At 73.8% G+C, this 24,674-nt stretch carries 25 protein-coding genes; 9 read left to right on the forward strand and 16 right to left on the reverse strand.

The window, feature by feature from the left end:
* Positions 1–16: 16 nt before the first annotated feature.
* Positions 17–835, reverse strand: coding sequence for a rhomboid family intramembrane serine protease (locus CHR28_RS07710; protein WP_094052744.1), 819 nt, complete (start codon positions 833–835; stop codon positions 17–19).
* 134 nt (positions 836–969) lie between these two features.
* Between CHR28_RS07710 and CHR28_RS07715 the strand changes: the two genes are divergently transcribed.
* Positions 970–1,302: a hypothetical protein gene (locus CHR28_RS07715; RefSeq protein WP_094052745.1), complete on the forward strand. Its 333-nt coding sequence runs from the start codon at positions 970–972 to the stop codon at positions 1,300–1,302.
* A 12-nt stretch (positions 1,303–1,314) separates the two neighbouring features.
* Here the strand turns inward: CHR28_RS07715 and CHR28_RS07720 are convergent, their stop codons facing one another.
* Both CHR28_RS07720 and CHR28_RS07725 read right to left on the reverse strand, forming a co-directional pair.
* On the reverse strand, positions 1,315–2,712 hold the full coding sequence (locus CHR28_RS07720; protein WP_094052746.1) for an FAD-dependent oxidoreductase: 1,398 nt from the start codon (positions 2,710–2,712) through the stop codon (positions 1,315–1,317).
* Positions 2,713–2,739: 27 nt separating this feature from the next.
* Positions 2,740–3,726 carry a DUF4349 domain-containing protein gene (locus tag CHR28_RS07725; protein ID WP_094052747.1) on the reverse strand — a complete coding sequence of 329 codons (987 nt, stop codon included), beginning with the start codon at positions 3,724–3,726 and terminating at the stop codon, positions 2,740–2,742.
* A 158-nt stretch (positions 3,727–3,884) separates the two neighbouring features.
* Between CHR28_RS07725 and hemG the strand changes: the two genes are divergently transcribed.
* Positions 3,885–5,408, forward strand: a complete 1,524-nt coding sequence (gene hemG, locus CHR28_RS07730) for a protoporphyrinogen oxidase (RefSeq protein WP_094052748.1) — start codon at positions 3,885–3,887, stop codon at positions 5,406–5,408.
* 5 nt (positions 5,409–5,413) lie between these two features.
* On the forward strand, positions 5,414–6,157 hold the full coding sequence (hemQ, locus tag CHR28_RS07735; RefSeq protein ID WP_094052749.1) for a hydrogen peroxide-dependent heme synthase: 744 nt from the start codon (positions 5,414–5,416) through the stop codon (positions 6,155–6,157).
* Here the strand turns inward: hemQ and CHR28_RS07740 are convergent, their stop codons facing one another.
* The 3 genes from CHR28_RS07740 to CHR28_RS07750 all read right to left on the reverse strand — a co-directional run bounded on the left by CHR28_RS07740 (position 6,158) and on the right by CHR28_RS07750 (position 10,142).
* Complete coding sequence (locus CHR28_RS07740; protein WP_094052750.1) at positions 6,158–7,747, reverse strand: alpha/beta hydrolase; 1,590 nt, start codon at positions 7,745–7,747, stop codon at positions 6,158–6,160.
* Between the two features lie 114 nt (positions 7,748–7,861).
* Complete coding sequence (locus tag CHR28_RS07745; RefSeq protein WP_094052751.1) at positions 7,862–8,632, reverse strand: TIGR04222 domain-containing membrane protein; 771 nt, start codon at positions 8,630–8,632, stop codon at positions 7,862–7,864.
* A gap of 115 nt (positions 8,633–8,747) precedes the next feature.
* Complete coding sequence (locus CHR28_RS07750) at positions 8,748–10,142, reverse strand: DUF692 domain-containing protein (RefSeq protein WP_094052752.1); 1,395 nt, start codon at positions 10,140–10,142, stop codon at positions 8,748–8,750.
* Positions 10,143–10,320: 178 nt separating this feature from the next.
* Here CHR28_RS07750 and CHR28_RS07755 point away from each other — a divergent pair, with 178 nt between their 5' ends.
* Positions 10,321–10,893 (forward strand): potassium channel family protein, encoded by a 573-nt coding sequence (locus CHR28_RS07755; RefSeq protein WP_094052753.1) that lies wholly within the window; start codon positions 10,321–10,323, stop codon positions 10,891–10,893.
* Positions 10,894–10,905: 12 nt separating this feature from the next.
* Here the strand turns inward: CHR28_RS07755 and CHR28_RS07760 are convergent, their stop codons facing one another.
* The 4 genes from CHR28_RS07760 to CHR28_RS07775 all read right to left on the reverse strand — a co-directional run bounded on the left by CHR28_RS07760 (position 10,906) and on the right by CHR28_RS07775 (position 14,022).
* Positions 10,906–11,367, reverse strand: coding sequence for a DUF7144 family membrane protein (locus CHR28_RS07760; RefSeq protein ID WP_094052754.1), 462 nt, complete (start codon positions 11,365–11,367; stop codon positions 10,906–10,908).
* Positions 11,368–11,437: 70 nt separating this feature from the next.
* Positions 11,438–12,199, reverse strand: a complete 762-nt coding sequence (locus CHR28_RS07765; RefSeq protein ID WP_179272347.1) for an aminoacyl-tRNA hydrolase — start codon at positions 12,197–12,199, stop codon at positions 11,438–11,440.
* A gap of 82 nt (positions 12,200–12,281) precedes the next feature.
* Positions 12,282–12,461 (reverse strand): hypothetical protein, encoded by a 180-nt coding sequence (locus CHR28_RS07770; protein ID WP_094052755.1) that lies wholly within the window; start codon positions 12,459–12,461, stop codon positions 12,282–12,284.
* Between the two features lie 43 nt (positions 12,462–12,504).
* Positions 12,505–14,022 (reverse strand): FAD-dependent oxidoreductase, encoded by a 1,518-nt coding sequence (locus CHR28_RS07775; protein ID WP_094052756.1) that lies wholly within the window; start codon positions 14,020–14,022, stop codon positions 12,505–12,507.
* Between the two features lie 85 nt (positions 14,023–14,107).
* Here CHR28_RS07775 and CHR28_RS07780 point away from each other — a divergent pair, with 85 nt between their 5' ends.
* Both CHR28_RS07780 and CHR28_RS07785 read left to right on the forward strand, forming a co-directional pair.
* The gene (locus CHR28_RS07780; protein ID WP_256984157.1) at positions 14,108–14,551 is read left to right on the forward strand and encodes an ArsR/SmtB family transcription factor; all 444 of its coding nucleotides are present in this window, start codon (positions 14,108–14,110) and stop codon (positions 14,549–14,551) included.
* Complete coding sequence (locus tag CHR28_RS07785; protein WP_094052757.1) at positions 14,548–15,033, forward strand: SRPBCC family protein; 486 nt, start codon at positions 14,548–14,550, stop codon at positions 15,031–15,033. Before CHR28_RS07780 ends, CHR28_RS07785 begins: the two co-directional genes overlap by 4 nt.
* 44 nt (positions 15,034–15,077) lie before the next feature.
* On the opposite strand, the gene CHR28_RS07790 is transcribed toward CHR28_RS07785, so the two are convergent.
* From CHR28_RS07790 to zapE, 6 genes are all read right to left on the reverse strand, one after another.
* Positions 15,078–16,460, reverse strand: coding sequence for a PhoX family protein (locus tag CHR28_RS07790; protein ID WP_094052758.1), 1,383 nt, complete (start codon positions 16,458–16,460; stop codon positions 15,078–15,080).
* Positions 16,461–16,550: 90 nt separating this feature from the next.
* The gene (locus tag CHR28_RS07795) at positions 16,551–17,516 is read right to left on the reverse strand and encodes a slipin family protein (RefSeq protein WP_094052759.1); all 966 of its coding nucleotides are present in this window, start codon (positions 17,514–17,516) and stop codon (positions 16,551–16,553) included.
* A gap of 190 nt (positions 17,517–17,706) precedes the next feature.
* Complete coding sequence (locus CHR28_RS07800; RefSeq protein ID WP_094052954.1) at positions 17,707–19,200, reverse strand: SulP family inorganic anion transporter; 1,494 nt, start codon at positions 19,198–19,200, stop codon at positions 17,707–17,709.
* 14 nt (positions 19,201–19,214) lie between these two features.
* Positions 19,215–19,796 carry a carbonic anhydrase gene (locus CHR28_RS07805; RefSeq protein WP_094052760.1) on the reverse strand — a complete coding sequence of 194 codons (582 nt, stop codon included), beginning with the start codon at positions 19,794–19,796 and terminating at the stop codon, positions 19,215–19,217.
* Positions 19,797–19,874: 78 nt separating this feature from the next.
* Positions 19,875–20,303 carry a hypothetical protein gene (locus CHR28_RS07810; RefSeq protein ID WP_094052761.1) on the reverse strand — a complete coding sequence of 143 codons (429 nt, stop codon included), beginning with the start codon at positions 20,301–20,303 and terminating at the stop codon, positions 19,875–19,877.
* A 198-nt stretch (positions 20,304–20,501) separates the two neighbouring features.
* Positions 20,502–21,599, reverse strand: a complete 1,098-nt coding sequence (gene zapE / locus CHR28_RS07815; RefSeq protein ID WP_094052762.1) for a cell division protein ZapE — start codon at positions 21,597–21,599, stop codon at positions 20,502–20,504.
* A gap of 37 nt (positions 21,600–21,636) precedes the next feature.
* Here zapE and CHR28_RS07820 point away from each other — a divergent pair, with 37 nt between their 5' ends.
* The 3 genes from CHR28_RS07820 to murC all read left to right on the forward strand — a co-directional run bounded on the left by CHR28_RS07820 (position 21,637) and on the right by murC (position 24,662).
* A complete protein-coding gene (locus CHR28_RS07820) occupies positions 21,637–22,440 on the forward strand; it encodes a pyrimidine reductase family protein (RefSeq protein WP_094052763.1) in 804 nt (267 codons plus the stop codon).
* 275 nt (positions 22,441–22,715) lie between these two features.
* Positions 22,716–23,189: an indole-3-glycerol phosphate synthase gene (locus CHR28_RS07825; protein WP_179272348.1), complete on the forward strand. Its 474-nt coding sequence runs from the start codon at positions 22,716–22,718 to the stop codon at positions 23,187–23,189.
* Between the two features lie 81 nt (positions 23,190–23,270).
* Positions 23,271–24,662 carry a UDP-N-acetylmuramate--L-alanine ligase gene (gene murC / locus CHR28_RS07830; RefSeq protein ID WP_094052765.1) on the forward strand — a complete coding sequence of 464 codons (1,392 nt, stop codon included), beginning with the start codon at positions 23,271–23,273 and terminating at the stop codon, positions 24,660–24,662.
* Positions 24,663–24,674 lie beyond the last annotated feature (12 nt).

Consider the following 24,674-nt stretch of genomic DNA (forward strand, 5'->3'; position numbering starts at 1 on the left):
CCTTCCGGCCCGGGGCTCACCACCCGGGCCGGGCCCGCCTGCCGAACAGGATGCCGCGCGGCTCCGGAGGGGGCGGTGTCCCGGGACGCAGCGGCAGGGCGATCAGCAGGCCGACGACGAACCCGGCCACGTGCGCCGCGTACGCCACCGTCCCGGCGTCGGAGACCCCCGCGCCGGAGGAGTACACCGCCTGCAGCACGAACCACAGGCCGAGCACGATCCAGGCCGGCAGCCGCAGCGGCAGGAACACCAGGAACGGGACCAGCACCCACACCCGGGCCTTCGGATACAGCACCAGATAGGCGCCGAGCACCCCGGCGATCGCCCCCGAGGCGCCGATCAGCGGGGCGCCGGAACCCGCGTTGAGGAGCGCGAAGGCGTAGGCGGCCGCGATGCCGCAGACGGCGTAGAAGAGCAGGAAGCGCAGGTGGCCCATGCGGTCCTCGATGTTGTTGCCGAAGATCCACAGGAACAGCATGTTGCCCAGCAGGTGCAGCCAGCCGCCGTGCAGGAACATCGCCGTCAGCACGCTGAGTTCGGGCGACTTGTCGTAGGACGGCGGGCCGACCACGCAGCCCGCGCCCTGTGGGCCCGCGCCCACCTCCCCGGTGGGCACCAGACGCGGCATCTGGTGGTGGATCAGCTCCCGCGGCACGGCCGCGTAGTGGTCCAGGAACGCCTGGAGGTGGCACAGCTGCGCCAGGCTGCTCTCGCCCGTGAGGGAGCCGGCCATGCCCGGGATGAGCAGGAACACGACGACGTTGGCGGCCAGCAGGGCGTACGTGACCCAGGGGGTGCGCCGCACCGGGTTCACGTCATGGACGGGGATCACCACACCCCACGTGTGCCCGGAGCGGCGCCGGTGAATCGGTGACGCGCGTGAACGCGGCCGTCCGGGCGTGCGTATGTGTCGGCAACCGCCCGCGGCGCGGGGAAGGCGGGTCGCGGGGCCGACGTGAGGAACAGGCGATGAACGACCGAGTGACTCCTGCGATGCACGCCCTGCCCGACGGCGAGGCCGAGCTGACGCTGGTGGTGAAGCTGCCCTGGGAGGACGTGGCCCGCCTCGGCCAGGACGCGGGGCGGCTGGCCGCGCAGTGGCGCAGGCCGGTGACGCTGGAGGAGGCGGTGAGCCACCGGCTGCGCTCCTCGCGGGCGGCCGCGCACGCCAAGCCGGCCGGGGAGCAGCCGCCGGCGGTGACCGCCGCGTCGGCGTCGGTGTCGTCCCTGCCGGCCCGGCCGCCGGCGGAGCAGGCGCGGCAGGCCATCGACCGGATCAACGGGACGGCCGGGACGGCGTAGCGTTCCGCCCCGTCAGGGCGTGAGCGAACCGCGCACCTTCGCCGCCGCCTTGCGGGCCGCCACCAGGACCGGGTCCCAGACCGGGGAGAACGGCGGGGCGTAGCCCAGGTCCAGCGTTGTCATCTGTTCCGCCGTCATGCCCGCCGTGAGGGCGACCGCCGCGATGTCGACGCGTTTGCCCGCGCCCTCCCTGCCGACGATCTGCACGCCCAGCAGGCGGCCGGTGCGCAGTTCGGCGAGCATCTTGACGGTCATGGGGGAGGCGTTCGGGTAGTAGCCCGCGCGGCTGGTCGACTCGATGGTGACCGCCACGAACCGCAGCCCGACGCGACGGGCGTCCTTCTCACGCAGGCCGGTGCGGGCGATCTCCAGGTCGCAGACCTTGCTGACCGCCGTGCCGACCACGCCCGGGAAGGTGGCGTAACCGCCGCCGACGTTGGTGCCGATGACCTGGCCGTGCTTGTTGGCGTGGGTGCCGAGGGCGATGTGCCGCTCCTGTCCGGAGACCAGGTCGAGGACCTCGACGCAGTCGCCGCCCGCCCACACGTCCTCGCGGCCGCGCACCCGCATCGAACGGTCGGTGAGGAGCCCGCCGTGCGTGCCGAGAGGAAGGCCGGCCGCCCGCGCGAGGGCCGTCTCGGGGCGCACGCCGATGCCGAGCACCACCACGTCCGCCGGGAACTCGCGGTCCTGCGTGGCCACGGCCCGGACCCGGCCGTCGTCCCCGGTCAGGATCTTCGTCACCTCGGCGTCGTTCACCATCGTGATGCCCAGGCCCGTCATGGCCTCGTGCACCAGGCACCCCATGTCGGGGTCGAGGGTCGACATGGGCTCGCTGCCCCGGTTGACGACCGTCACCTCGTAGCCGCGGTTGAGCAGTGCCTCGGCCATCTCCACGCCGATGTAACCCGCCCCGACGACCACCGCCCGCCGGCCGCGCGTGCCCGCCAGCGTGTCCAGCAGGGCCTGGCCGTCGTCCAGCGTCTGCACCCCGTGCACCCCGGGCGCGTCGGCCCCGGGCAGATCGGGCCTGATCGGCCGGGCGCCGGTCGCGATCACGAGCTTGTCGTACGGCGTCCAGGACTCGGCGCCCGAGTCGAGGTCCCGCGCGCGGACCCGCCGCCCGTCCAGGTCCAGCTCCGTGACCTCGGTGCGCAGCCGCACGTCGATGTCCCGGGCGCGGTGCTCCTCGGGCGTGCGGGCGATGAGCCGGTCCCGGTCGGTGACGTCGCCGCCCACCCAGTAGGGGATGCCGCACGCCGAGTACGACGTGAAGTGGCCCCGTTCGAACGCCACGATCTGTAGCTCGTCCGGGCCCCTCAGACGGCGGGCCTGCGACGCCGCGGACATGCCCGCGGCGTCACCGCCGACGACGACCAGTCGCTCCCTGCGCGTACGGCTCATGTTCATGCGAACACGCTACGGGAGCTGGGGATTTCAGTCCCGCTCACCCGGGGCCCGCGGCTGTGTGGCCTCCGGCGCCGGGCGGGCCGTCGGCAGCGGGCCGAGCGCGGTCGCCGCGGGGGCGGGCCGGGAGCGGCGCGGCAGCCGGGGGCGGACGACGCGCAGCCACAGCAGCGCGAGCAGGGCCGCCACCGCCGCGAACGGCAGGACCGCGCCGCACACGACCGCGAGCCAGCGCAGCATCGTCACGAAGGCGTTCCAGCCGCCCGCGAGCGCGTCCACGAACCCCGGGTCGTCGTCCTTCGCCTCCTTCTCCACCGGCGTCTCGGTCAGCGTCAGGGTGATGGTGGCCAGGCTCGTGCGGTCCCGCAGGGACTTCTGCCGGGCGAGCAGCGCCTCCAGGTCGGCCTGCCGGGTGCTCAGTTCGCCCTCCAGGGTCACCACGTCACCGAGCTTGGTGGCCCGGTCCATCAGCTCGCGGATCCGGGCCACGCTGGCCCGCTGCGAGGTGATCCGGCTCTCCACGTCCACGACCTGGTCGGTGACGTCCTCGGCCTTCGCGCTGCGGTCGAGGAGCTTGCCGGCGCCCTCCAGACCGGAAAGGACCGCGTCGTACTTCTCGGCGGGCACGCGCAGCACGACCCGGGTGCGCTCGCGGTCCTCGGCGTCCCGCGTGGTGGTCTCGTCGCCGATGTAGCCGCCCGCGTTCTCGGTGCTCGTCCGCGCCTCGTCCAGGGCCTTCGGAACGTCCTCGACCCGCACGGTCAGCGAGGCGGTACGGATGATGTGCTGCGCGGGGAGCTTCACCGGCGCGGTCGACCGGGACCCGCTGCCGGTGCCGCCGGGCGCGGCCTCCTTCGCACCGGCCGCGCCCTGGTCCTGCGCGAGGCCGCGGTCGGCGGCCTTGCTGCCGGCGGCGTCGTCGCCGGCGCCGCTGCACCCGGTGAGCGCGAGGGCGGCGGCCAGCAGGAGGGCCGCCAGGGCCGGGACGGGGCGGCGGACAGATCGTCGTGTACGCATGCGGGCATCCCCCGAGGGTCGATTCTGCTGACGCTTCTTCGACGCCCGAGCCGCGCCGGACGTTTGGCCCGGGACGGTTCCGATGCGGTCACGGTCGGGACTCGCGACGGACACCGGGGCGCGGCGGCACCGCCCGCGGTGTCTGAGAGGCTGGGGGCATGCGCGAAGTTCAAGGCCGTGGGGGCACGGGGCAGGTCGTCGTCGTCGGAGCGGGCATCGCGGGGCTGGCCGCCGCGCACCGGCTGCTGCAGTGGGGGGCGCGGGTGACCGTCCTGGAGGCCTCCGCCCGGATCGGCGGCAAACTGCTGCCCGGGGAGATCGCCGGCGCCCGGGTGGACCTCGGCGCCGAGTCGATGCTCGCCCGCCGGCCCGAGGCGGTGGCGCTCGCGCGCGAGGTGGGCCTCGCCGACCGCCTGCAGCCGCCCGCGACCGCGACGGCCTCGATCTGGACGCGCGGCGCCCTGCGCCCCATGCCCAAGGGCCATGTGATGGGCGTGCCCGGCACCGCGGCCGCCCTGTCCGGTGTGCTGTCCGAGGAGGGCCTCGCCCGGATCGAACGCGACGCCGGCCTGCCGCGCACGGAGGTCGGGGACGACGTGGCCGTCGGGGAGTACGTGGCCGCGCGCCTCGGCCGCGAGGTCGTCGACCGGCTGGTGGAGCCCCTGCTGGGCGGGGTGTACGCGGGCGACGCCTACCGCATCTCGATGCGCTCGGCCGTGCCGCAGCTGTTCGAGGCCGCCCGCACCCACGCCTCCCTGACCGAGGGCGTCCGCGCGATCCAGGCCAGGGCCGCCGCCGCGCAGCAGACCGGCCCGGTGTTCATGGGCATCCGGGGCGGGGTCGGCAGCCTGCCCCTCGCGGTGGCGGAGTCGGTCCGGGCCCGCGGCGGCGAGATCGTCACCGGCGCCCCGGTGACCGAGCTGCGCCGGGTGGCCCGTCAGGATCCGTCCGGCGGGGCCGGGCCGCGCGAGGCGGGCCCCGGCGACGGCGCGGGCGCGCCCGGGGCCTGGCGGGTGGTCGCCGGCGACCGGGTGCTGGAGGCCGACGCGGTGGTGCTCGCCGTCCCCGCCCCCGCCGCCGCCCGGCTGCTGCGCGCCGAGAGCCCCGGGGCCGCCGCCGGGCTGGACACCGTCGAGTACGCCTCCATGGCCCTGGTCACCCTCGCCTACCGCCGGGCCGGGACCGGCCTGCCCGACGGCAGCGGCTTCCTCGTGCCGCCGGTCGACGGGCGCACCATCAAGGCGTCCACGTTCGCCTCGCACAAGTGGGGCTGGATCGCCGAGGAGAACCCCGACCTGGTCGTCCTGCGCACCTCCGTCGGCCGCTACGGCGAGACGGAGATCCTCCGGCGCGACGACAGCGAGCTGGTCGAGGTCTCCCGGCACGACCTGAAGGCGGCGACCGGCCTGGACGCCACGCCCGTCGCCACCCGCGTCACCCGCTGGGACGACGGACTGCCGCAGTACCCGGTCGGCCACCACGCACGCGTGGCCCGCATCCGCGAGCAGATCGCCCTGCTCCCCGGGCTCGCCGTCTGCGGCGCCCCGTACGACGGCGTCGGCATTCCCGCCTGCATCGCGAGCGCCTACGCCGCCGTCGACCGGATCCACGGTGACCTGCGGGGTGTGCAGGAGCTCACCGCCCACCCGGTGCAGAGTCTGCACGGCGGAGCGGGAGAATGAGGAGCATGAGTGACGACGCCTCCACCACCCCCTCCGGCACCGCGCCCGACCGCATCCCGAACAAGGGCAAGCTGGCCAAGGACCTCAACGAGGTCATCCGCTACACGCTCTGGTCCGTCTTCAAGCTCAAGGACGTGCTCCCCGAGGACCGCGCCGGGTACGCCGACGAGGTCCAGGAGCTGTTCGACCAGCTCGCCGCCAAGGACGTGACCGTCCGCGGCACCTACGACGTCTCCGGTCTGCGCGCCGACGCCGACGTCATGATCTGGTGGCACGCGGAGACCAGCGACGCGCTGCAGGAGGCGTACAACCTCTTCCGCCGCACGAGGCTGGGCCGCGCCCTGGAGCCGGTCTGGTCGAACATGGCGCTGCACCGCCCCGCCGAGTTCAACCGCTCGCACATCCCGGCGTTCCTCGCCGACGAGACGCCCCGCGACTACGTCAGCGTCTACCCGTTCGTGCGCTCTTACGACTGGTACCTGCTGCCCGACGAGGACCGCCGCCGCATGCTCGCCGACCACGGCAAGATGGCCCGCGGCTACCCGGACGTGCGCGCCAACACCGTCGCCTCGTTCTCCCTGGGCGACTACGAGTGGATCCTCGCCTTCGAGGCCGACGAGCTGTACCGCATCGTCGACCTCATGCGTCACCTGCGCGGCTCGGAGGCCCGGATGCACGTGCGCGAGGAGGTCCCGTTCTACACGGGCCGCCGCAAGGACGTCGCCGAGCTGGTCGCCGGTCTGGCCTGATCAGCGGGCGCGCCCGCCGGCCCCGTCGGGGGCCGGCGGCTTCGGCTCGGCGTGCGGCGCGCACTCCGCGCGCAGTCCGGGCAGCCGCCCGTCCAGCAGATACGCCTCCAGGTGCCCGTTGACGCAGGCGTTCGGCCCGCCCGCGAGGCCGTGGGCGCCGGCGTCCCGCTCGGTCACCAGCACCGAGCCCGCCAGACGCCGGTGGAGCCGGAGGGCACCGGGGTAGGGCGTGACCGCGTCCCGCTCGGCGGCCAGGATCAGCGTCGGCGGCAGCTCGCCCGGCCCGGCGCCGACGGCCGGCGGCTGCTGCCGGGGCGCCGGCCAGAAGGCGCACGGCAGGTTCGTCCAGACGTTGTCCCACGTCTCGAAGGGCGCCACCCGCGCGAGCCTGGTGTTGTCCCGGTCCCAGACCTCCCAGTCCGTCGGCCAGGGTGCGTCGTTGCACTCGACGGCCACGTACACCGCCCGGGAGTTCTCCGCCTCCACGGCGGCCTCGGGATGCTGTTCCGCCTGCTCGACCAGGGGCCGCGGGTCGCCCTTGAGGTACGCGGACAGGGCCTGCGCCCGGTGCGGCCACTGGTCGTCGTAGTAGCCGGCCTGCAGGAACGCCCCCTGCAGCTGTCCCGGCCCGACCTTCCCGCCCGCGGGCTCGGCGGCCAGCCGGGCACTGGCCCGTTCGTAGCTGCGCAGCACCTGCCGTGCGGTCCGGCCCAGTCCGTACACACCGTGGTGCCGGGCGATCCACTCCCGGAAGTCACGCCAGCGGTGCTCGAACGCGGCCGACTGGGCGAGGTTGTTGCGGTACCAGACCCCCTCCGGGTCGACCACCGAGTCGAACACCATCCGCCGCACGTGCCCGGGGAACAGCGTCGCGTACAGGGCCCCGAAGTACGTGCCGTACGAGGAGCCGAGGAACGTCAGCCGTTCCTCGCCGAGCGCGGCGCGCAACACGTCGAGGTCGCGGGCGTTGTTCAGCGAGTGGTAGTGCCGCAGCGCGTCACCGGCGCGTTCGGCGCAGCCGCGGGCGTACGCCTCGGCCCGCGCGCGGCGTTCCTTCTTGTACGCCTCGGAGGGGTGCGTCGGCGCCTGCGTGGGCCCCTGGAAGAACTGCTTGGGGTCCTTGCACGACAGGGGAGCCGAGGGGGCGACCCCGCGCGGGGCGTAGCCGACGAGGTCGTAGGCGGCGGCGATCCGCTTCCACTCGGGGAGCAGGCCGATGAGCGGGAAGTACAGGCCGGAGGCGCCGGGCCCGCCGGGGTTGTAGACCAGGCTGCCCTGCCGGAGCACCTCCCGTGCCCCGTGCGGGTCCTTGCGGGTGGCCAGGGCGCGGCTGACGGTGAGTTCGATCTGCCGGCCGTCCGGCCGGGCGTAGTCCAGGGGGACCTTCACGGTGCCGCACCGCATGCTGCCGGGCAGGTCCTCCGCGTCGGCGCACGGGCCGAAGTCGACCCCGGCCGCCCTGGCCCGGGCCGCGGCCACCGCCGTGCCCCGCATCTCGGCGGCCCCGGTGCGGGCCTCGGCGTCCGGGACGGCCGTGAGGGCGCTCAGCAGCAGGGACCCCGCGGCCGAGTAGAGGAGGGCGGCTCGCATCGGGTGTCCCTTCGCTGCACGGTGGCGACGCAAGGGATGTTTCGTGCGCGCGGGAGCGAAGGCAAGCACCGTCCGCCGGTGTCGGCGCCGATGCCCCCGTGCGCCCCCGGCCTCTCAGCCGCGTGCCCCGCGGTGGGTGAACGCGGCGCGCAGGTCCGGCTCGCCGATCGCGCTGACACCGCGCACCGCCACCGAGGTGAGGTACGTCCGGTCGTCGGCGTCGCCGTCGGCGGTGCGGGCCAGGGAGCCGAGCAGCCGCTGGCCGGCCGGGGAGGCCCAGCGCGAGTACGGGTGGACCTCGATGCGCGCCAGGGCGAGGCAGCTCAGGGTCAGGGCGAGCGGCAGCGCGAACCACAGGGCGACCAGGTGGCGCGGCATGTCCGCCGGGAGCGGGGTCAGCAGCGCGGCGACGCCGAGGGCGAGCACGGCGAGGGCCGCTCCGCGCACCTGCCGGACCGCCGCCGCCACCGTCGTGCGGGCGCTGTCGGGGACGGCGAGTCCCGCGCGCACGAGCCCGTCGGCGATCCCGCGCACCGCCTCCGCCGCGGCGGCCGTCGACCGCACCGGCGCGATACGGGACTGCCCCTCGGGCCCGATGGCCCCTATCACCGAACGCTCCATCTCGTCGCGCCCGCGCGGATCGACGACGGTCGCCCAGCCGGTGTGGGCCAGCAGCAGACGCCGCTGGCGTGCCATGGCGACCAGGGTCACGTCGGCGACCCGCCGGGGGCCGCCCGAGAGGAACGCGGCCTCGTACAGCGTGAGTTCACGGGCCCGGCCGGTGTCCGTGGCACCGGCCGCGGCCCGTACGGCGGCCAGGCACAGGCGGGTGCACGCCGTGCCGGCCACGGCCCAGGCCGCCAGCAGGAAAAGAACCCAGAGCATATGTTGTTTGTATGTGACACGGTTGCGAGAGCACCATGCCCTGTTCACGATCCGGACGGAGTGTTGTCGGTATGTGACGTTCCGTTTCCCCGGCCGGGGCAGGAGCGCGAGGGCGTCAGCGCCGGAGCAGCACCCTGCGCGTCGCGCGGGCCAGCCGGTGGACGGGCCGTCCGGAGCGCGGGGCGGGACCCGAGCGCTCCAGCCACCACTCCCTCAGCTCCCACCGGACCTGCCCGTCCCCGGGCCGGCCGGCGGCGAGCAGGTGTTCGGCGAAGGTGAGGGCGTCGCGCCGGTAGCCGCCGGTCATGGGGTGGGTCTGGGCGTAGCCGAGGAAGGCCGGACGGTACTCCGGGCCCAGGATCACCGGCAGTTCGGGCGCGACCTTCGCCACGACGTCCGCCCGCTTTGCCGCGAGCGCCCGGGCCTGCACGCCGATCCGCACCCGGTCGAACCCCTCGGGCACCGGCGTCCCCGCGACCAGCGCCGACAGCAGGGCGGCCTGCGCCAGCCCGGTCCGCTGCCGGGCCGCGCCGGTGTTCCGGGGGTGGGGCGGGCCGAAGGCGCCCCGTGTCGCCTCGGCCGCCCCGGTCTCGTGGCCCCGCGCTCGCAGGGCCGCTCCCGTCCCGGGCGTGTGCGTCCCGGGCGTCTCCGCCTCGGTCGTCTGCGTCCCGGTGCGGAGCAGCTCCGCTCCCGCCTCCAGCGCCCGCCGGATCGAGGCCAGCTCGGACCGGAGTTCCGCCGGTTCCGGGAAGTTCTCGTCCCGTTCCAGCAGCACACCCGGGGGGCGGACCCGGGACGCCAGGTCGGTCAGGATGTCGAGGACCGGCTGCGGCACGGGGTGGGCGTGACTGTCGTGCCAGACGCCATCGCGTGCGAAACCGCCCGCCACATGGACGTAGGCGATGGCCTCCAGGGGGAGTTCCGCCAGGGCTTTGGCGGGGTCCTCGCCGCGGTTGACGTGGTTGGTGTGCAGATTCGCCACGTCGATGAGCAGACGCACCCCCGTGCGGTCGGCCAGCTCGTACAGGAACTGGCCCTCCGTCATCTCCTCGGCCGGCCAGGAGATCAGCGCCGCGATGTTCTCCACGGCCAGCGGCACCGGCAGCGCGTCCTGCGCGATCCGCACGTTCTCGCACAGCACGTCCAGGGCGTCCCGAGTCCGCGGCACGGGCAGCAGATGGCCCGCCTCCAGCCGCGGGGACGCCGTCAGGGCGCCGCCCGCCCGGACGAACGCGATGTGCTCGGTGACCAGCGGCGAACCCAGCGCCGTCACCCGCTCGGCCAGCGCGGCCAGCCGGCCCTCGTCGGGCCGCTCCGCGCCGCCGAGGCCCAGCGAGACGCCGTGCGGCACCACGGTGACGCCGCGCTCGCGCAGCCGCCGCAGCGAGTCGGGCAGATGGCCGGGGCAGATGTTCTCGGCCACGGCCTCGACCCAGTCGATCCCCGGCATGTGCTCCACGGCGTCCGCGATCTCCGGCCGCCACCCGATGCCCGTCCCCAGTCGCTCCATCGTCCCCTCCTCCACCCGGCCCGGTCCTCGAACGTGAGAGGGGTATGGCCCTGCCGCCGGGCCGTGAACCCCCCACGGGCCGCCTTCAGAGCAACATTTGAGGTTCGCGGGTGCCGCCCCTGCCACCGACGGAGTCCGCGGACTGGCGCCGCGTCCCGACGCGTCGTAGACCGGACCCATGCCCGAAGGCAGTGAGCAGGCGCACCGCCCCGCGCGGGGACAGGGGCGGGGAGCGGCCCCGGCCTCCGCCCACCGGCTGCGGATCGCGGCCGGGGCGCTGCTGGTGGCCGTCGGGGCCGCCTACTTCCTGCTGCCCCTGGAAGGGCTCGGCGCCGACCGCCCCTGGCTGGGCTGGCCGCTGTTCGTCCTGTGCCTGGCCGTCGTGGCCACGCTGCTGCTGCGTCAGGTGCGCGACGTGGTGCTGGAGAAGCCGCACACCCGGTCGGGCCTCATGATCACGCTGCTGATGTGCCTCGCCGTGCTGGTCTTCTCCTCCGGCTACTACGCCCTCGCGCAGCAGCCGGGCCAGTTCACCGGCCTGCGCACCCGCGTCGACGCGCTGTACTTCACCGTCGTCACCCTGGCGACCGTCGGCTACGGGGACATCACACCGAAGGGGCAGGAGGCCCGTCTGGTGACGGCCGTGCAGATCCTCTACACGTTCGTCTTCCTGACGGCGGCGGCCACCGCGCTGACCCGGCGGCTGCACACGGTGGTCGCCGAGCGGGACCGCCGCCCGCCGCCCTCCTGAGCCCGGCGGGCCCTAGACGGCGCGCGTGGAGCGGTAGTTGAACACCGACCACAGGACGAACAGACCGGTCACGATCATGATGATCGACCAGAACGGCTGGTACGGCAGCCACATGAAGTTCGCGATCAGTGCCAGGCCGACGACGACCGCGCCCACGATCCGGGCCCAGGCGGCGCCGGTGAACAGGCCGAACCCGGCCGCCACCACGAGCACGCCGACGATCAGGTGGATCCAGCCCCACGCGGTCAGGTCGAACTCGAAGACGTAGTCGCCGAAGCTCGTGTACACCTCGTCGTCGGCGATCGCCGCGATGCCCTGCAGCACCGCGAAGAGGCCGTAGACGACCATCAGGGTGCCGCCGAGAGCGAGGCCCCCGGAGGCCCACGCGTCAGCGGAACCGCCCGGGCCGCCCCCGCCGGTCATCCGGTCGTCGGGGGCGGGCGGGGCGGGGGGAGGGGGCGCGGCGCTCGACATGGCTGCCTCCTGGGTCGGGGTTGTCTGGTAACCCCACTGGAGCATTCGTCCGCGCCCGCCGCGCCCGCGGTTACTCCGAACGGGTGGAGGCCGGGCCGCCGGTCCCGTGCGGCTCCCGGCGCAGCGCCGGGTGGTCCGCGACCACCGTGCACGAGCCGGGCGCGATCTCCGTGAAGCCGGCGTCCCGGACCAACGGCAGTCCGCTGCCGGTCAGTTCGGGCCAGCGGGCCGGGTCGGCCGTCCGTACGGCGAGGGCGAAGCCGGAGTCCCGCCAGGCGGCCCGCTCCGCGTCGGACAGCTCCCACCAGGCCAGCTGGGCGGCGTGCCCGGCCTGGGCCATCGCCTTGCCCGCCGACATGGAGAGCCCGGGGTTGAGCCACAGCACGGGCGCGGCCGGGTCGGCGTCCACCGGCGGCTGCGGATCGTCCAGGTCGGTGCCGGAGACCTGCAGCCGGGCCAGGTCCTTGGGCCAGCCGTCCAGCGGGACGGGCGGGAAGACCCGCACCTCGGCCGACTTGCCGGTGACCGTGATGCCGGGCAGCGCCCCGGCCCGCCGCCACTCGGCGCCGCGCGCCCGGCGCACCACCTTGCGGATCCGCGCGTCCTGCCAGTCCCGCATCGCCGGTGCCCACGCGCCCTCACCGGCCGACCGCTCGTCGGCCAGGATCGTCAGAACGGCCCGCGCGGCCGTCTCCAGCGCGTCGGTGCGCGCCGGCGGGTCCGCCCGCTCGATCCGCACGACCAGCGGCAGCACGTACTGCGGTGCCGCGTCGCGGGGGGAGGTCTCGGACCGGAAGGGGCTGTCGTCCACGGGCGTCGGGTCTTCGCTCACGCACCCCAGTGTGCCAGCCGGAAGATCGCGCCGACCGGCCCGGGCGACCGCCGGACACGGCCGCCGCAGGTCTTGGCGCGCCTCAGCCCGAGCAGGCCGTGCGCTGGGCCTCCTGCCATTCGCAGACCGGGCAGAGCGTGATGCCCTTGTACGACTCCGGGTACTCCGTGGGCTCCCGGCACAGCACACACTCCGCGTACGGCGGCCCGTCGGCCCGCGGCGGCCTGGCCGCGTCGATCAGGCAGTAGTCGTCCTCGCTCATGTCTCCAGCGTAGGCCGGTCGGGACCGTCCGCCCACGGCCCGCTCAGATGTCCCGCCGTTCCAGCGGCTTGGTCGCCGGGCCCTGGATCACCTTGCCGTCGGTGTCGAAGCGCGAGCCGTGGCAGGGGCACTCCCAGGCGCGCTCGGCGGCGTTGAAGTCGACCAGGCAGCCCAGGTGGGTGCAGCGGGCCGAGACGGCGTGCAGGGCTCCGTCGTCGTCCCGGTAGACGGCCACGCGGTGGCCGTCGGCGCGGACCACGGCACCCTCGCCCGGCGGCAGGGACTCCAGCGGCGGCGAGGGCCGCAGCCGGTCGCCCACGAAGTGCCCGGCCACTTTGGCCTGGGTCTTGAGGAACGACGGCGCTTCCCGCACCGCGGGCTTCAGGCGGCGCGGGTCGTACAGCGCGCTCCATGCGCACTCCTCGCCCGTGATCTGCGCGGCGAGCAGCCGGCCCGCCATCATGCCGCCGCTCATGCCCCAGCCGCCGAAGCCGGTGGCCACGTAGGTGTGCCGGGCGCCCGGGTGCAGCGGGCCCACCATCGGGACGGTGTCCGTGGGGCTGTTGTCCTGCGTGGCCCAGCGGTGGGTGACGTCCAGGCCGGGGAAGTACCGCGTGGCCCAGGCCGTGAGGCGCTCCAGCCGCTCCCGGGTGTCGCCGGTGCCCGGCGTGAAGTGCTCGCCGGTGACGATGAGCAGGCGCCGGTCCCCGTCGTAGGGGGCCGTGCGCACCGAGCGGGTGTTCTCGTCGGGCGTGATGAACATGCCGCCGGGGTCCTGGTCCGCGGGCACGGTCCCGGCGACGACCAGTTCGCGCTTCGGCGTCAGCCGGGTGAACAGCAGGGCCCGGTCGAAGACCGGGTAGTGCGTGGCAACGACGACGTCCCGGGCCCGGACCGTCGCCCCGGTCGCGGTCGACAGCCGGCACGGCTCGCCCTCGTCCAGGCCGAGCACGGTGGTCTCCTCGAAGATCCGGCCGCCGCCCTCGACCAGGTCGGCGGCGAGGGCCAGCAGGTACTTGCGCGGATGGAACTGGGCCTGCCCGGTGACCCGGACCGCGCCCGCCACCTCGAAGGGCAGCCCCGTCTCCGTCACGAACTCGGCGGGCAGCCCCGCCTCGGCGGCCGCCCGGGCCTCGGCCCGCAGCTCCTCGACCTTGCCGGGGTCGCGGGCGTACGTGTAGGCGTCCCGGGCCTCCCAGTCGCAGTCGACGCCGAGCTCCGCGGCGATCCCGGCCGCGCGCTCGATCGCCTCGGACTGGGAACGGGCGTACAGCCGCGCGCCCTCGGGGCCGCGGGTGCGGCGCAGTTTGTCGTAGACGAGGGAGTGCAGGGCGGTGACCTTCGCGGTGGTGTGCCCGGTCACGCCGGCGGCGACCCGGCCCGCCTCCAGGACCGCCACGCTGCGCCCCGCCCGTGTCAGCTCCCACGCCGTGCACAGTCCGGCGATCCCGGCGCCGATCACCGCCACGTCGACGTCCAGGTCCTCCGCCAGCGCCGGATGGCGGCCGTCCGGTGCCGTGTCGAGCCAGTACGAGCTGCTGACCTGCTGCTTCTCGCTCATGCGGCACCGAGTACCCCGGCGGGCCCGCGTCAGTACGGGGCGGTCGCTTTACAGAGGGGGCCCCACGGGGCTAACGTACAACCAAATGGTTGTAGATGAGTTGGGCGACGAGACGGTGGACCGGCTGTTCCACGCCCTGGCCGACACCACGCGCCGGGACATCCTGCGCCGCTGCGTGCGCGGGGAACTGTCGGTGTCCCGGCTGGCCGAGGCCTATCCGATGAGCTTCGCGGCCGTGCAGAAGCACGTCGCGGTGCTGGAGCGGGCAGGGCTGGTCACCAAGCAGCGCAGCGGACGGGAGCAGCTCGTGCGCACCGACCCCGACGCGGTGGACCGAGCGCGCCGGGCGCTCGACGAGCTGGAGTCGGCCTGGCGCGGGAGGGTGGACCGGATGGCCCGGCTGCTCGCCGAGGACCCGGGCACCGGCACCTCCGGGCCCGGGGGCGCCGAGGACTCCGGCACCGGCACCTCCCGGACCGGGCCGTCCGCGACCGGAGAGAACGACGAGAAGGAAGGGCCCGAGAGATGAGCGTCACCCGTGTCGACAAGGACCTCGACCGCCTGACCCTGACCCTGGTCGCCGACTTCGCCGCTCCCGTGGAGCGGGTGTGGCGGCTGTGGGCCGACCCCCGGCAGCTGGAGCGCTGGTGGGGCCCGCCGAGCTACCCGGCGACCGTGGAGGAGCACGACCTGAGTCCCGGCGGCGAGGTCACCTACTTCATGACCGGACCGGAGGGCGACCGGCACCGCGGCTGGTGGCGGATCACCTCGGTCACCGAGCCGACGGCCCTGGAGTTCACCGACGGCTTCGCCGACGACGACGGCAAGCCCAAGGACGACATGCCGACCATGTCCGTGTCGGTCCGGCTCAGCGAGCGCGAGGGCGGCACACGCATGGAGATGCGCTCCCTCTTCGACTCCCGCGAGCAGATGGAGCAGCTGATCACCATGGGCATGGAGGAGGGCCTGAAGGAGGCCGTCGGCCAGATCGACGCCCTGCTGGCCGCCTGACCGGCCGGGTCCCGGGAGGCCCGGCCGGACGAGCGGGACGGCGGCTACCGGCGCCAGGGGCCGGTCACCGCGAACGTGGTGCCGGGGGTGTAGCAGTTGACGTACATGGTGTCGCCGTCGGGCGAGAAGGTCACCCCGGCGAACTCGCCCCACTCGGGCTCCTCGGGGCTGCCGATGTCCTGCCGGTTGCGGGCCATCGCGTAGACCTCGCCGCGCCGGGTCACGCCGTACACGTGCTGGGCGCCCTCGCCGTCCTCGCAGACCATGAGACCGCCGCCGGCCGCGAGGCAGATGTTGTCCGGCGACTCGCCCGGCAGCTGCACGTCGGTGTCCGGGCCGAACACCACGACGAGGGTCAGCCGGCGGCGCTCGGGGTCGTAGCGCCAGACCTGCCCGTAGTGGTCGGCCGCCGAACCCTCGCCGGTGCGCGCGAAGGACGACACGAAATAGACCGAACGGCCGCCCCAGTAACAGCCCTCCAGCTTCTGCGCGTGGGTGATGCCCCGGCGCCCGAAGTCCTGCAGCCGGATCGGCGTCCGCGCCGCCTGCGGATCGGGGACGTCGACCCACTCGATGCCGTCGAACGCGGCACCGATGTCCTGGATCGTGGACAGGTCGGGCACACCCGGCACGCGCATGGCCTGCAGCCGGCCGCCCGCGCGCAGCGAACCCCGGCCGCCCAGCGGCCGGTCCGGCAGGAAGCGGTAGAACAGGCCGAAGGGCTTGTCGAAGGCGTCCTCGGTCTCGTAGACCACACCGCGCCGGGGGTCGACGGCGATCGCCTCGTGCTGGAAGCGGCCCATCGCGGTCAGCGGCACGGCCCCGGTGCGGCGCGGATCGACCGGGTCGACCTCGAAGATGAAGCCGTGGTCCTTGGTGTACCCGTTGGTGCCCGCCTTGTCCTCGTTCTCCTCGCAGGTCAGCCAGGTGCCCCACGGAGTCGGCCCGCCCGCGCAGTTGACGGCCGTGCCCGCGATCGCGACACGCTCCGACAGCACGTGGTTGCGGGAGTCCAGGGTCAGGGCCGTACAGCCGCCCTTGGCGGCCGGGTCGTAGGTGAGGCCCTCGACGGCCGGAACCGGGATCCTGCCGTTGTGGCGGTTCTCGTGGTTGCGGACCAGGTGGACCCGGCCGCCTCTGCCCTCGAAGGCCGACATGCCGTCGTGGTTGGAGGGGACCGCGCCCTCCCCGGAGCGGAGCGGGTCGCCCTCGCGGGAGAGGATCCGGTAGCGGAAACCTTCCGGCAGATCGAGGACGCCCTTCGGGTCGGGGACGAGGGGGCCGTAGCCGGCGTGGCCCGTGGTCTGGGCGGCGGCGGTGCCGGCGAAGAGTTCGGCCAGGGCGCCGGAGAACGCGATCCCGAGGCCCAGGGCGCCCGTTCCGGCGAGCATCTGACGGCGTGTGGCGGGACGACCGGTAGCGGTCATGGGGAAACCTTCCTGCTGGCGGACAGGAACTGTGATCCCGCTGTGTCTACCACCTGGTGCCGGTGGCGGGAACCACGCGCGTAGCGCGCGTCACTGCTCGACCGCGTGCCGCAGCTCCTCCACGGCCTGCTGCGCCTGCTCCGTACGGTCGACGGCCTGCCCCCGGCTGTCGAGGGCCTGCTCAGGACGGTCGAGGGCCTCCTCCTGGCCGTCGAGGGCCTGTTCCGCGCGGCCGAGGGCTTGCTCCGGGCTGTCGAGGGCCTGTTCCTCCGGTGGCTGTGCGCCCTGTGCGCCCGGCGCGCCGCCCCGTTCCAGGAAGCGGAGCAGCTCCACCGGGATGGGCAGCACCAGGGTGGAGTTCTTCTCCGCCGCCACGGCCATCACCGTCTGCAGCAGCCGCAGCTGCAGCGCCGAGGGAGTGTCGGCCATCTGGTGGGCCGCCTGGGCCAGTTTCTTGGACGCCTGGTACTCGGCGTCGGCGTTGATCAGCCGGGCCCGCCGCTCCCGGTCGGCCTCGGCCTGGCGGGCCATGGAGCGCTTCATGGTGTCCGGCAGGGACACGTCCTTGATCTCGACGCGGTCGATGGTCACGCCCCACTCCACGGCCGGGCTGTCGATCATCAGCTCCAGGCCCTGGTTGAGCTTCTCCCGGTTGGACAGCAGGTCGTCCAGCTCGCTCTTGCCGATGATCGAGCGCAGCGAGGTCTGGGCCATCTGCGAGACCGCGAAGCGGTAGTCCTCGACGTTGACGACCGCCGCCGCCGGGTCCACGACCTTGAAGTAGACCACCGCGTCCACCCGCACGGTCACGTTGTCGCGGGTGATGCCCTCCTGCGCGGGGATCGGCATGGTGACGATCTGCAGATTGACCTTGCGCATCCGGTCCACAGCGGGGATCACGGTGGTGAATCCGGGCCGCCGCACGTCCCCGTGCAGCCGGCCGAGGCGGAAGACCACCCCTCGTTCGTACTGCTTGACGACCCGTGCCGCCGCGGCCAGATACACCAGGCCGCCCGCGCAGACCGCCGCCGCCGCCCCGATCAGCTCCTCGACCATGCCGACCTCCCGGCTCGCAGGCCCCGTTCCGGGTACTTCTGTAACGATATGCCGGGAGCGGGGGTCGGGGCCATGCCTGGTGCGGCCGGGGCCGGACGCACCAGGTCCGGGGCGGGCGTGGGCCGGACGCACGAGGTCCGGGGCGCGCGTGGGTCGCGCGCCCCGGACCGTGGATCTTCGGCGCGCCCCGCTAGGCGGCCGTGACCTTCTCGCCGTCCGGTGAGGTCTCGGTCTGCGTGACCTTCACCGGCTCCGTGCCCGTCGCGCTGTGGCGCGCGGCCCAGTTCTCCAGGGCCGTGCGGCAGGCGTGGTCGAGGTGGTGCAGACCCGACAGGTCCAGCTCCACCGGGCGGTCCTGGGGCAGCGCCTCCAGGCTGTCCATGATCTTCGGCAGCCGCAGGAAGGTCGCGTTGCCCGCCAGGTACACCTGGATCGGGCCGGCGCCCTTGTCGATGACCTCCAGCTTGACGTGCGAGGCCTCCCAGGCGGTCTTGACGACCGACAGGGCCAGACCGATGAGCACTCCCTCGAACATGTTCACCGCGACGATCGACACGGCCGTGACGACGAGAATCAGCGCCTCACCCTTGTGGGCCCGCCACAGCGCCGTGATCTGGCGGAACGGGATCAGCTTCCAGCCGGCGTGCACGAGGATGCCGGCCAGGGCGGGAATGGGGATCAGGGCCAGCGCCCACGGCATGGCGGCGGCGAACAGCAGCAGCCACACGCCGTGCAGCACCCGGGACGCCTTGGTCCTGGCGCCCGCGCTCACATTGGCGGAGCTGCGCACGATGACCGCGGTCATCGGCAGCGCGCCGAGCAGACCGCACAGGGTGTTGCCCGCGCCCTGGGCGACCATCTCCTTGTTGTACTCGGTGCGCGGACCGTTGTGCAGCCGGTCCACGGCCGCCGCGCTGAACAGGCTCTCGGCGGAGGCGATCAGCGCGAAGGCGATGATCGTGCCCCAGATGGCCGGGCTCGCCAGCTCGCCGAAGGCCTCGGCCCCGGGCGGCTGGACCACCCCGAGCAGACCCTCCACCTGGACGGTGGCGACGGGCAGCTGGAAAGCGAGTGTGACGACCGTGGCCAGGACGACCGCGGCGAGGGCGCCGGGCACGGTCCGGACGGCCTTCGGCATCCTCGTCCACAGCACGATGACGGCGATGGTGCCCGCGCCGATCGCGAGGGAGGTCAGGGCCTTGGTGCTGCCGAACGCGTCCATGAACGCCCCGGGCAGACCCGCGATCTTGCCGAGCCCGGAGTCCGGGGCCTTCAGGCCGGCCGCCGCGTAGATCTGGCCGGCGATGATCACCAGTCCGATGCCGCAGAGCATGCCCTCGACGACCGAGACGGATATCGCCCGGAACCAGCGGCCTATGCCGAGGAAGCCCATGGCGAGCTGGAGCAGGCCGGCGATCAGCACGATCACGCCGAGCGTGGCGACGCCGAACTCGGTGACGGCCTCGAAGACCAGCACGGTGAGACCGGCGGCGGGCCCGGACACCTGGAGGCTGCTGCCGGGCAGCAGTCCGGTGACGATCCCGCCCACGATGCCGGTGATCAGGCCCAGCTCCGCGGGGACGCCGGAGGCGACCGCCACCCCGACGCAGAGCGGTACCGCGACCAGGAAGACGACGATGGAGGCGAGGAAGTCCTGCCTCAGATGAGGGAACTTGGACACCATGGTCACCGGCCCCCTCAGAGCGTCTCGAACGTGTCGGACTGCGCGCGGTGTTCGCGCACCACGCCGGTGTGAACCTCGTAGTACCAGCCGTGCAGCTGGAGTTCGCCCGCTTGCAGGCGCTGGTCGACGCACGGGTAGGAACGCAGCCGCATCAACTGCGTGAGCACGTGGTGCTGTACGGCCTCGGCGACCGTCGGGTCGGCGGGGTCGGAGCACTCGGGCTCGTCGGCCGCGTGGGCGAGCCAGTCGCGCACGGCCGGTACGGCGGTGAGGTCGTCGTGGCGCACCACGGCGCCGACGGCGCCGCAGTGGGAGTGGCCGCAGACCACGATGTGCCGGACGCCGAGGACCTGGACGGCGTATTCGATGGTGGCCGCCTCGCCGGTGGGGGTGGCGGAGGCGTAGGGGGGAACGACGTTGCCCGCGGTGCGCAGCTCGAAGAGCTCGCCGGGGCGGGCGCCGGTGATCAGGGCCGGTACGACCCTGGAGTCGGAGCAGGTGATGAACAGGACGTCGGGGGACTGGCCCTCGGCGAGGCGGGCGAACTCCTCAGGGCGCTGTCCGAACTTGCGGGCGTTGTCGATGAGGGGCTGCATGATGTGGTGACTCCTCCTGGCGCGCAGTGGGGGCGCGTCGGACGGGCATGACAGAGGTGGGGGGAACTGCTCCGCGGCTCAGCAGCGGAAGACCTGCAGTGCCGCCGGTGTGCGCGACGCCGAGGATCTCGACGTGCGCTGGTGCGCGGTGCCGGGTCCGGCCGGTTCGTCCGCCGCCGGCCGGGTGTGCCGGGCCAGCGGCCGATCGGGCGCCGAGGGCGCGGAGTCGGCGGTGTGGGACCGGGCGCGGGTCCGCAGGGGACCGGTCGGGTCCCCGTGGTGCCCGGCGCGGCAGGTGACGATCTCGTCGCGCAGCGCCTTGCCGGCGAACGGAATCCCGGGGCGTGAGGCCGTGCCGGAGGGCTCGGTGCCGGGGTGAGCCTTGGCCTCGGCATGACTCGATGTGTGCGCGGTTGCGAAGGATGCCGTCGGTGCGAAGAACTGGAGGGCGAGCAGGACGGCGGCGAGGAGCGAAACCACGGTCCGGGCCGTCGTACCTCGATGCATGCGCCCCCCTTCAGCCGTCACAGACGTCTAGTACTGACCAACACTTGGTCAACGGCTGGTCAAGAAACACGTTAACCCTGCAAAGTCATTTGCAGGGTTAACTTAACGTTTCGAGCTGAAGAGAGCCTGAAAACCGTACGTGGGCTGGCCTGAACACACCCTTGTCGCAGGGTGGTTGGGGCGATATTGGATACGGGGTTACCGACCGGTCGGCAACGAGGCCGCGTCGCGGGCCAGCGCGGTGAGCCGGGAGATGGCCCGGAAGTACTTCTTGCGGTAGCCGCCGTTGAGCATCTCGTCACTGAACAGCTGGTCGAACGGCACGCCCGAGGCCATCACGGGCACCTCGCGGTCGTAGAGCCGGTCCGCGAGAATGACCAGCCTGAGGGCGGTCGACTGGTCGGGAACGGGCCGCACGCCGGTGAGGCACACCGCCTTGATCCCGTCCGTCAGAGCCCCGTACCGGCTGGGGTGGACGCGGGCCAGGTGCTCCAGGAGGGGCGAGAACGAGTCGAGGGAGGCGCCCTCGGTGGCGTGCGCCGTCGCGGTCACCCGTGCGTCGGAGTACGGCGGCGGCGCCTCGGGCAGGCCGCGGTGGCGGTAGTCCTCGCCGTCGATGCGCAGCGCGCGGAAGTGGGCCGACAGGCCCTGGATCTCCCGCAGGAAGTCGGCCGCCGCGAACCGGCCCTCGCCGAGCTTGCCGGGCAGTGTGTTGGAGGTGGCGGCGAGGGCGACGCCCGCGTCGACGAGCTTGCCGAGCAGCGTGGAGACCAGGACCGTGTCGCCCGGGTCGTCGAGCTCGAACTCGTCGATGCAGAGCAGGCGGTGGCCGGAGAGCGTCTGGACGGTCTGCTGGAATCCGAGGGCGCCGACCAGGTTGGTCAGCTCCACGAACGTGCCGAACGCCTTGCGGGCGGGCTCGGCCGGGGTGGCGTGCCACAGGGAGGCCAGCAGGTGCGTCTTGCCGACGCCGTAGCCGCCGTCCAGGTAGACGCCACGCGGACCGGCGGGGGCCTTCTTCGCCGCCCTGCCGAACCCGAACAGCCGCCGCCTGCCCGAGTCGCCGTCCCCGCCCAGGCCGGCCGCGAAGCCCTCCAGGGCCCGGACGGCCTCGGTCTGGCTGGGCTGGTTCGGGTCCGGTATGTACGTGCTGAACCGGACCGAGTCGAACCGCGGCGGCGGCACCATCTCGGCGACCAGGCGGTCCGCGGGCACGTGCGGCTCACGGGCGCACAGCGACAGCGGGGCCGGGTCGGTCACGGGGCCGGTTCCGGAAGGGGCGGGGGAAGAGGACACGGTTCACCATGCTACGGCGCGTGGAACACTGCACGGCATGCGACGCCTGTTCCCTGTGACCGACGAAACAGCAGCTCCGGCCCCCGACGGCACGCCCGGCGAGGGCACCGGGCGGGAGTGGACCCTGGCCGAGCTGGCCGCCGCGTACGCCTATCCCGAGCCCGGCGCCGCGGGGCCGGTGCCGTACCTGCGGGCGAACATGGTGTCCACGCTGGACGGCGCCGCCCAGCACGACGGGCGCTCGCAGCCCATCTCCAGCGCGGCCGACATGCGGATCTTCGGCACGCTGCGGGCACTGGCCGACGTCGTGGTCGTCGGGGCCGAGACCGTGCGGCAGGAGGGCTACCGCCCGGCCCGCGCGCGGGCCGAGTTCGCGGCGTCGCGGGAGGCGGCCGGGCAGGCGCCCGCGCCCGCGATCGCGGTGGTCACCGCCGGCCTGGACCTGGACTTCTCGCTGCCCCTGTTCACGTCGCCCCTGGTGCCCACCCTGATCCTCACGGGAGCCGCGGCCGCCCCCGACCGCGTGGCCGCCGCCGAGCAGGCCGGAGCCCGCGTGGTGACCGCCGGGGACGGCATCGGCGTGGACCCCGCCCGCGCCGTGGCGGCCCTGGCCGGGCTCGGCCACACCCGGCTGCTGACCGAGGGCGGGCCCCGGCTGCTGGGACAGATGGTGGCGGCGGGCGTCCTGGACGAGCTGTGCCTCACCGTCTCCCCGATGCTCACCGCCGGCGACGCGCAGCGCATCGCCGGGGGACCCGCCGTCACCGTCCCGCACCGCTTCACCCTGCTGTCGATGCTGGAGGAGGACGGCTTCCTGTTCACGCGGTACCGGCGGTCCTGACAGACCGGGTCCCGGGGCGCTGAACAGCCGGACCGGGGGTACAAGGTGCCGACGGCCGGCGGCCGGTGCATCCGCCGGGCCGGTGCGGACGGAAGAGGCGGACGGTGGCCCTCCCCGGCCGCCCGGGGGCGGCATATGCCGTTCCGCCCGGGTTCGGGAGGGCACACTGGATCCGGCAGTATCCGTGCGCGCACGGGCAGGATGGTTTCGGCAGGGCCCGGCACGGCCCACGGAGGAGCGGGGCCCCCGGGCCCCCGGAACAGAAGGGGCGCCTGGTGTTCACAAGCGTTTTGATGATCGAGAAGGCCCTGACGTCCGCCGACGTGGAGTTCGTCACGACCTTGCACGGGGAGGAGGAGGTCTCCTTCCAGGTGCTGCTCCAGCCGCGCGGCGAGCAGGCGGACCGGCTGCTGCGGGCCATCGACGACGTGGCGCTGGGTGAACTCGACGAAGCCGTGCGGGAGGGCGAGACCCCGGAGGGGGAGGAGGCCCTGAGCGTGGGGCAGCGGGCCCTGGAGGTCTCCCTGACGGCGCTGCGGGCCTCGGGCAGCCCGGCGGAGGGACGGCTGATCGAGAACCACCCGCTGGATGCGCTGAAGTCCCTGGTGGAGGAGGTCGGGGCCGACGAGGTCATCGTGCTGACCGACCCGCACTACGTGGAGGAGTTCTTCCACCGGGACTGGGCCTCGCGCGCCCGGCACAAGGTCGGGGTGCCGGTGCTGAAGCTGTTCTCGCACAGCAAGGCGTAGCCGCCGGCGGTGGCGGCGTCGGGGAACCGTTCGGCATAGGCTGTGCCGCTGAACGTTCCGCACACGTACAGGGAGACACGCATGGCACCCGGCCTTCCCACCGCCATGGACCGACCGCACTTCATCGGGATCGGTGGGGCCGGGATGTCGGGGATCGCGAAGATCCTCGCCCAGCGCGGGGCCGCCGTCGCGGGCAGCGACGCCAAGGAGTCCGCCACGGCCGAGGCGCTGCGGGCGCTGGGCGTGACCGTGCACATCGGGCACGCCGCCGGGCACCTGGCCGACGACGCGAGCTGCGTGGTCGTGTCGTCGGCGATCCGGCAGGACAACCCCGAGCTGGCCCGCGCGGCCGAGCTGGGCGTCCCCGTGGTGCACCGCTCCGACGCGCTGGCCGCCCTGATGGACGGGCTGCGCCCGATCGCCGTCGCCGGTACGCACGGCAAGACGACCACCACCTCGATGCTGGCCGTGTCCCTGAGCGAGCTCGGCCTGAACCCCTCCTACGCCATCGGCGGCGACCTGGACGCGCCCGGCTCCAACGCGCTGCACGGCGAGGGCGAGATCTTCGTCGCCGAGGCCGACGAGTCGGACCGCAGCTTCCACAAGTACGCGCCCGAGGTGGCGATCGTCCTCAACGTCGAGCTCGACCACCACGCCAACTACGCGTCGATGGACGAGATCTACGCGTCGTTCGAGACGTTCGTGGACCGGATCACCGAGGGCGGCACGCTGGTGATCTCCGCCGACCACGAGGGCGCGCGCGAGCTGACCCGGCGGGTCGCCGGACGCGGCGTGCGGGTGGTGACCTACGGCGAGTCCGAGGACGCCTCCGTGCGCGTGACGTCGGTCGTGCCGCAGGGACTGACCAGCCGGGTCACCGTGGTGCTGGACGGCGAGGAGCTGACCTTCGCGGTCTCCGTGCCCGGCCGCCACTACGCGCACAACGCGGTCGCCGCGCTGGCGGCCGGGGCGGCGCTCGGCGTCCCCGCGGCCGAGCTGGCCCCGGCGCTCGCGGCGTACACCGGCGTGAAGCGGCGGCTGCAGCTCAAGGGCGAGGCGGCCGGCGTCCAGGTCATCGACTCCTACGCCCACCACCCCACCGAGATGACCGCCGACCTGGAGGCCATGCGCGGGGCCGCGGGCGACGCGCGGATCCTGGTCGTCTTCCAGCCGCACCTGTTCTCGCGCACGCAGGAGCTCGGCAAGGAGATGGGCCAGTCGCTGGCCCTCGCGGACGCCTCGGTCGTGCTGGACATCTACCCGGCCCGCGAGGACCCGATCCCCGGCGTGACCAGCGAGCTGATCATCGAGGCGGCCCGGGCCGCGGGCGCGGACGTGACGCCCGTGCACGACACGGCGGACGTCCCCTCGGTCGTCGCGGGAATGGCGAAGCCCGGTGATCTCGTTCTCACCATGGGAGCGGGCGACGTCACCGACCTCGGCCCGCGCATCCTGGACCGTCTGTCGAACTGAGGGGCTGGAGGC

It is taken from the genome of Streptomyces sp. XY006 (assembly GCF_002237655.1).
GTDB lineage: Bacteria > Actinomycetota > Actinomycetes > Streptomycetales > Streptomycetaceae > Streptomyces > Streptomyces levis.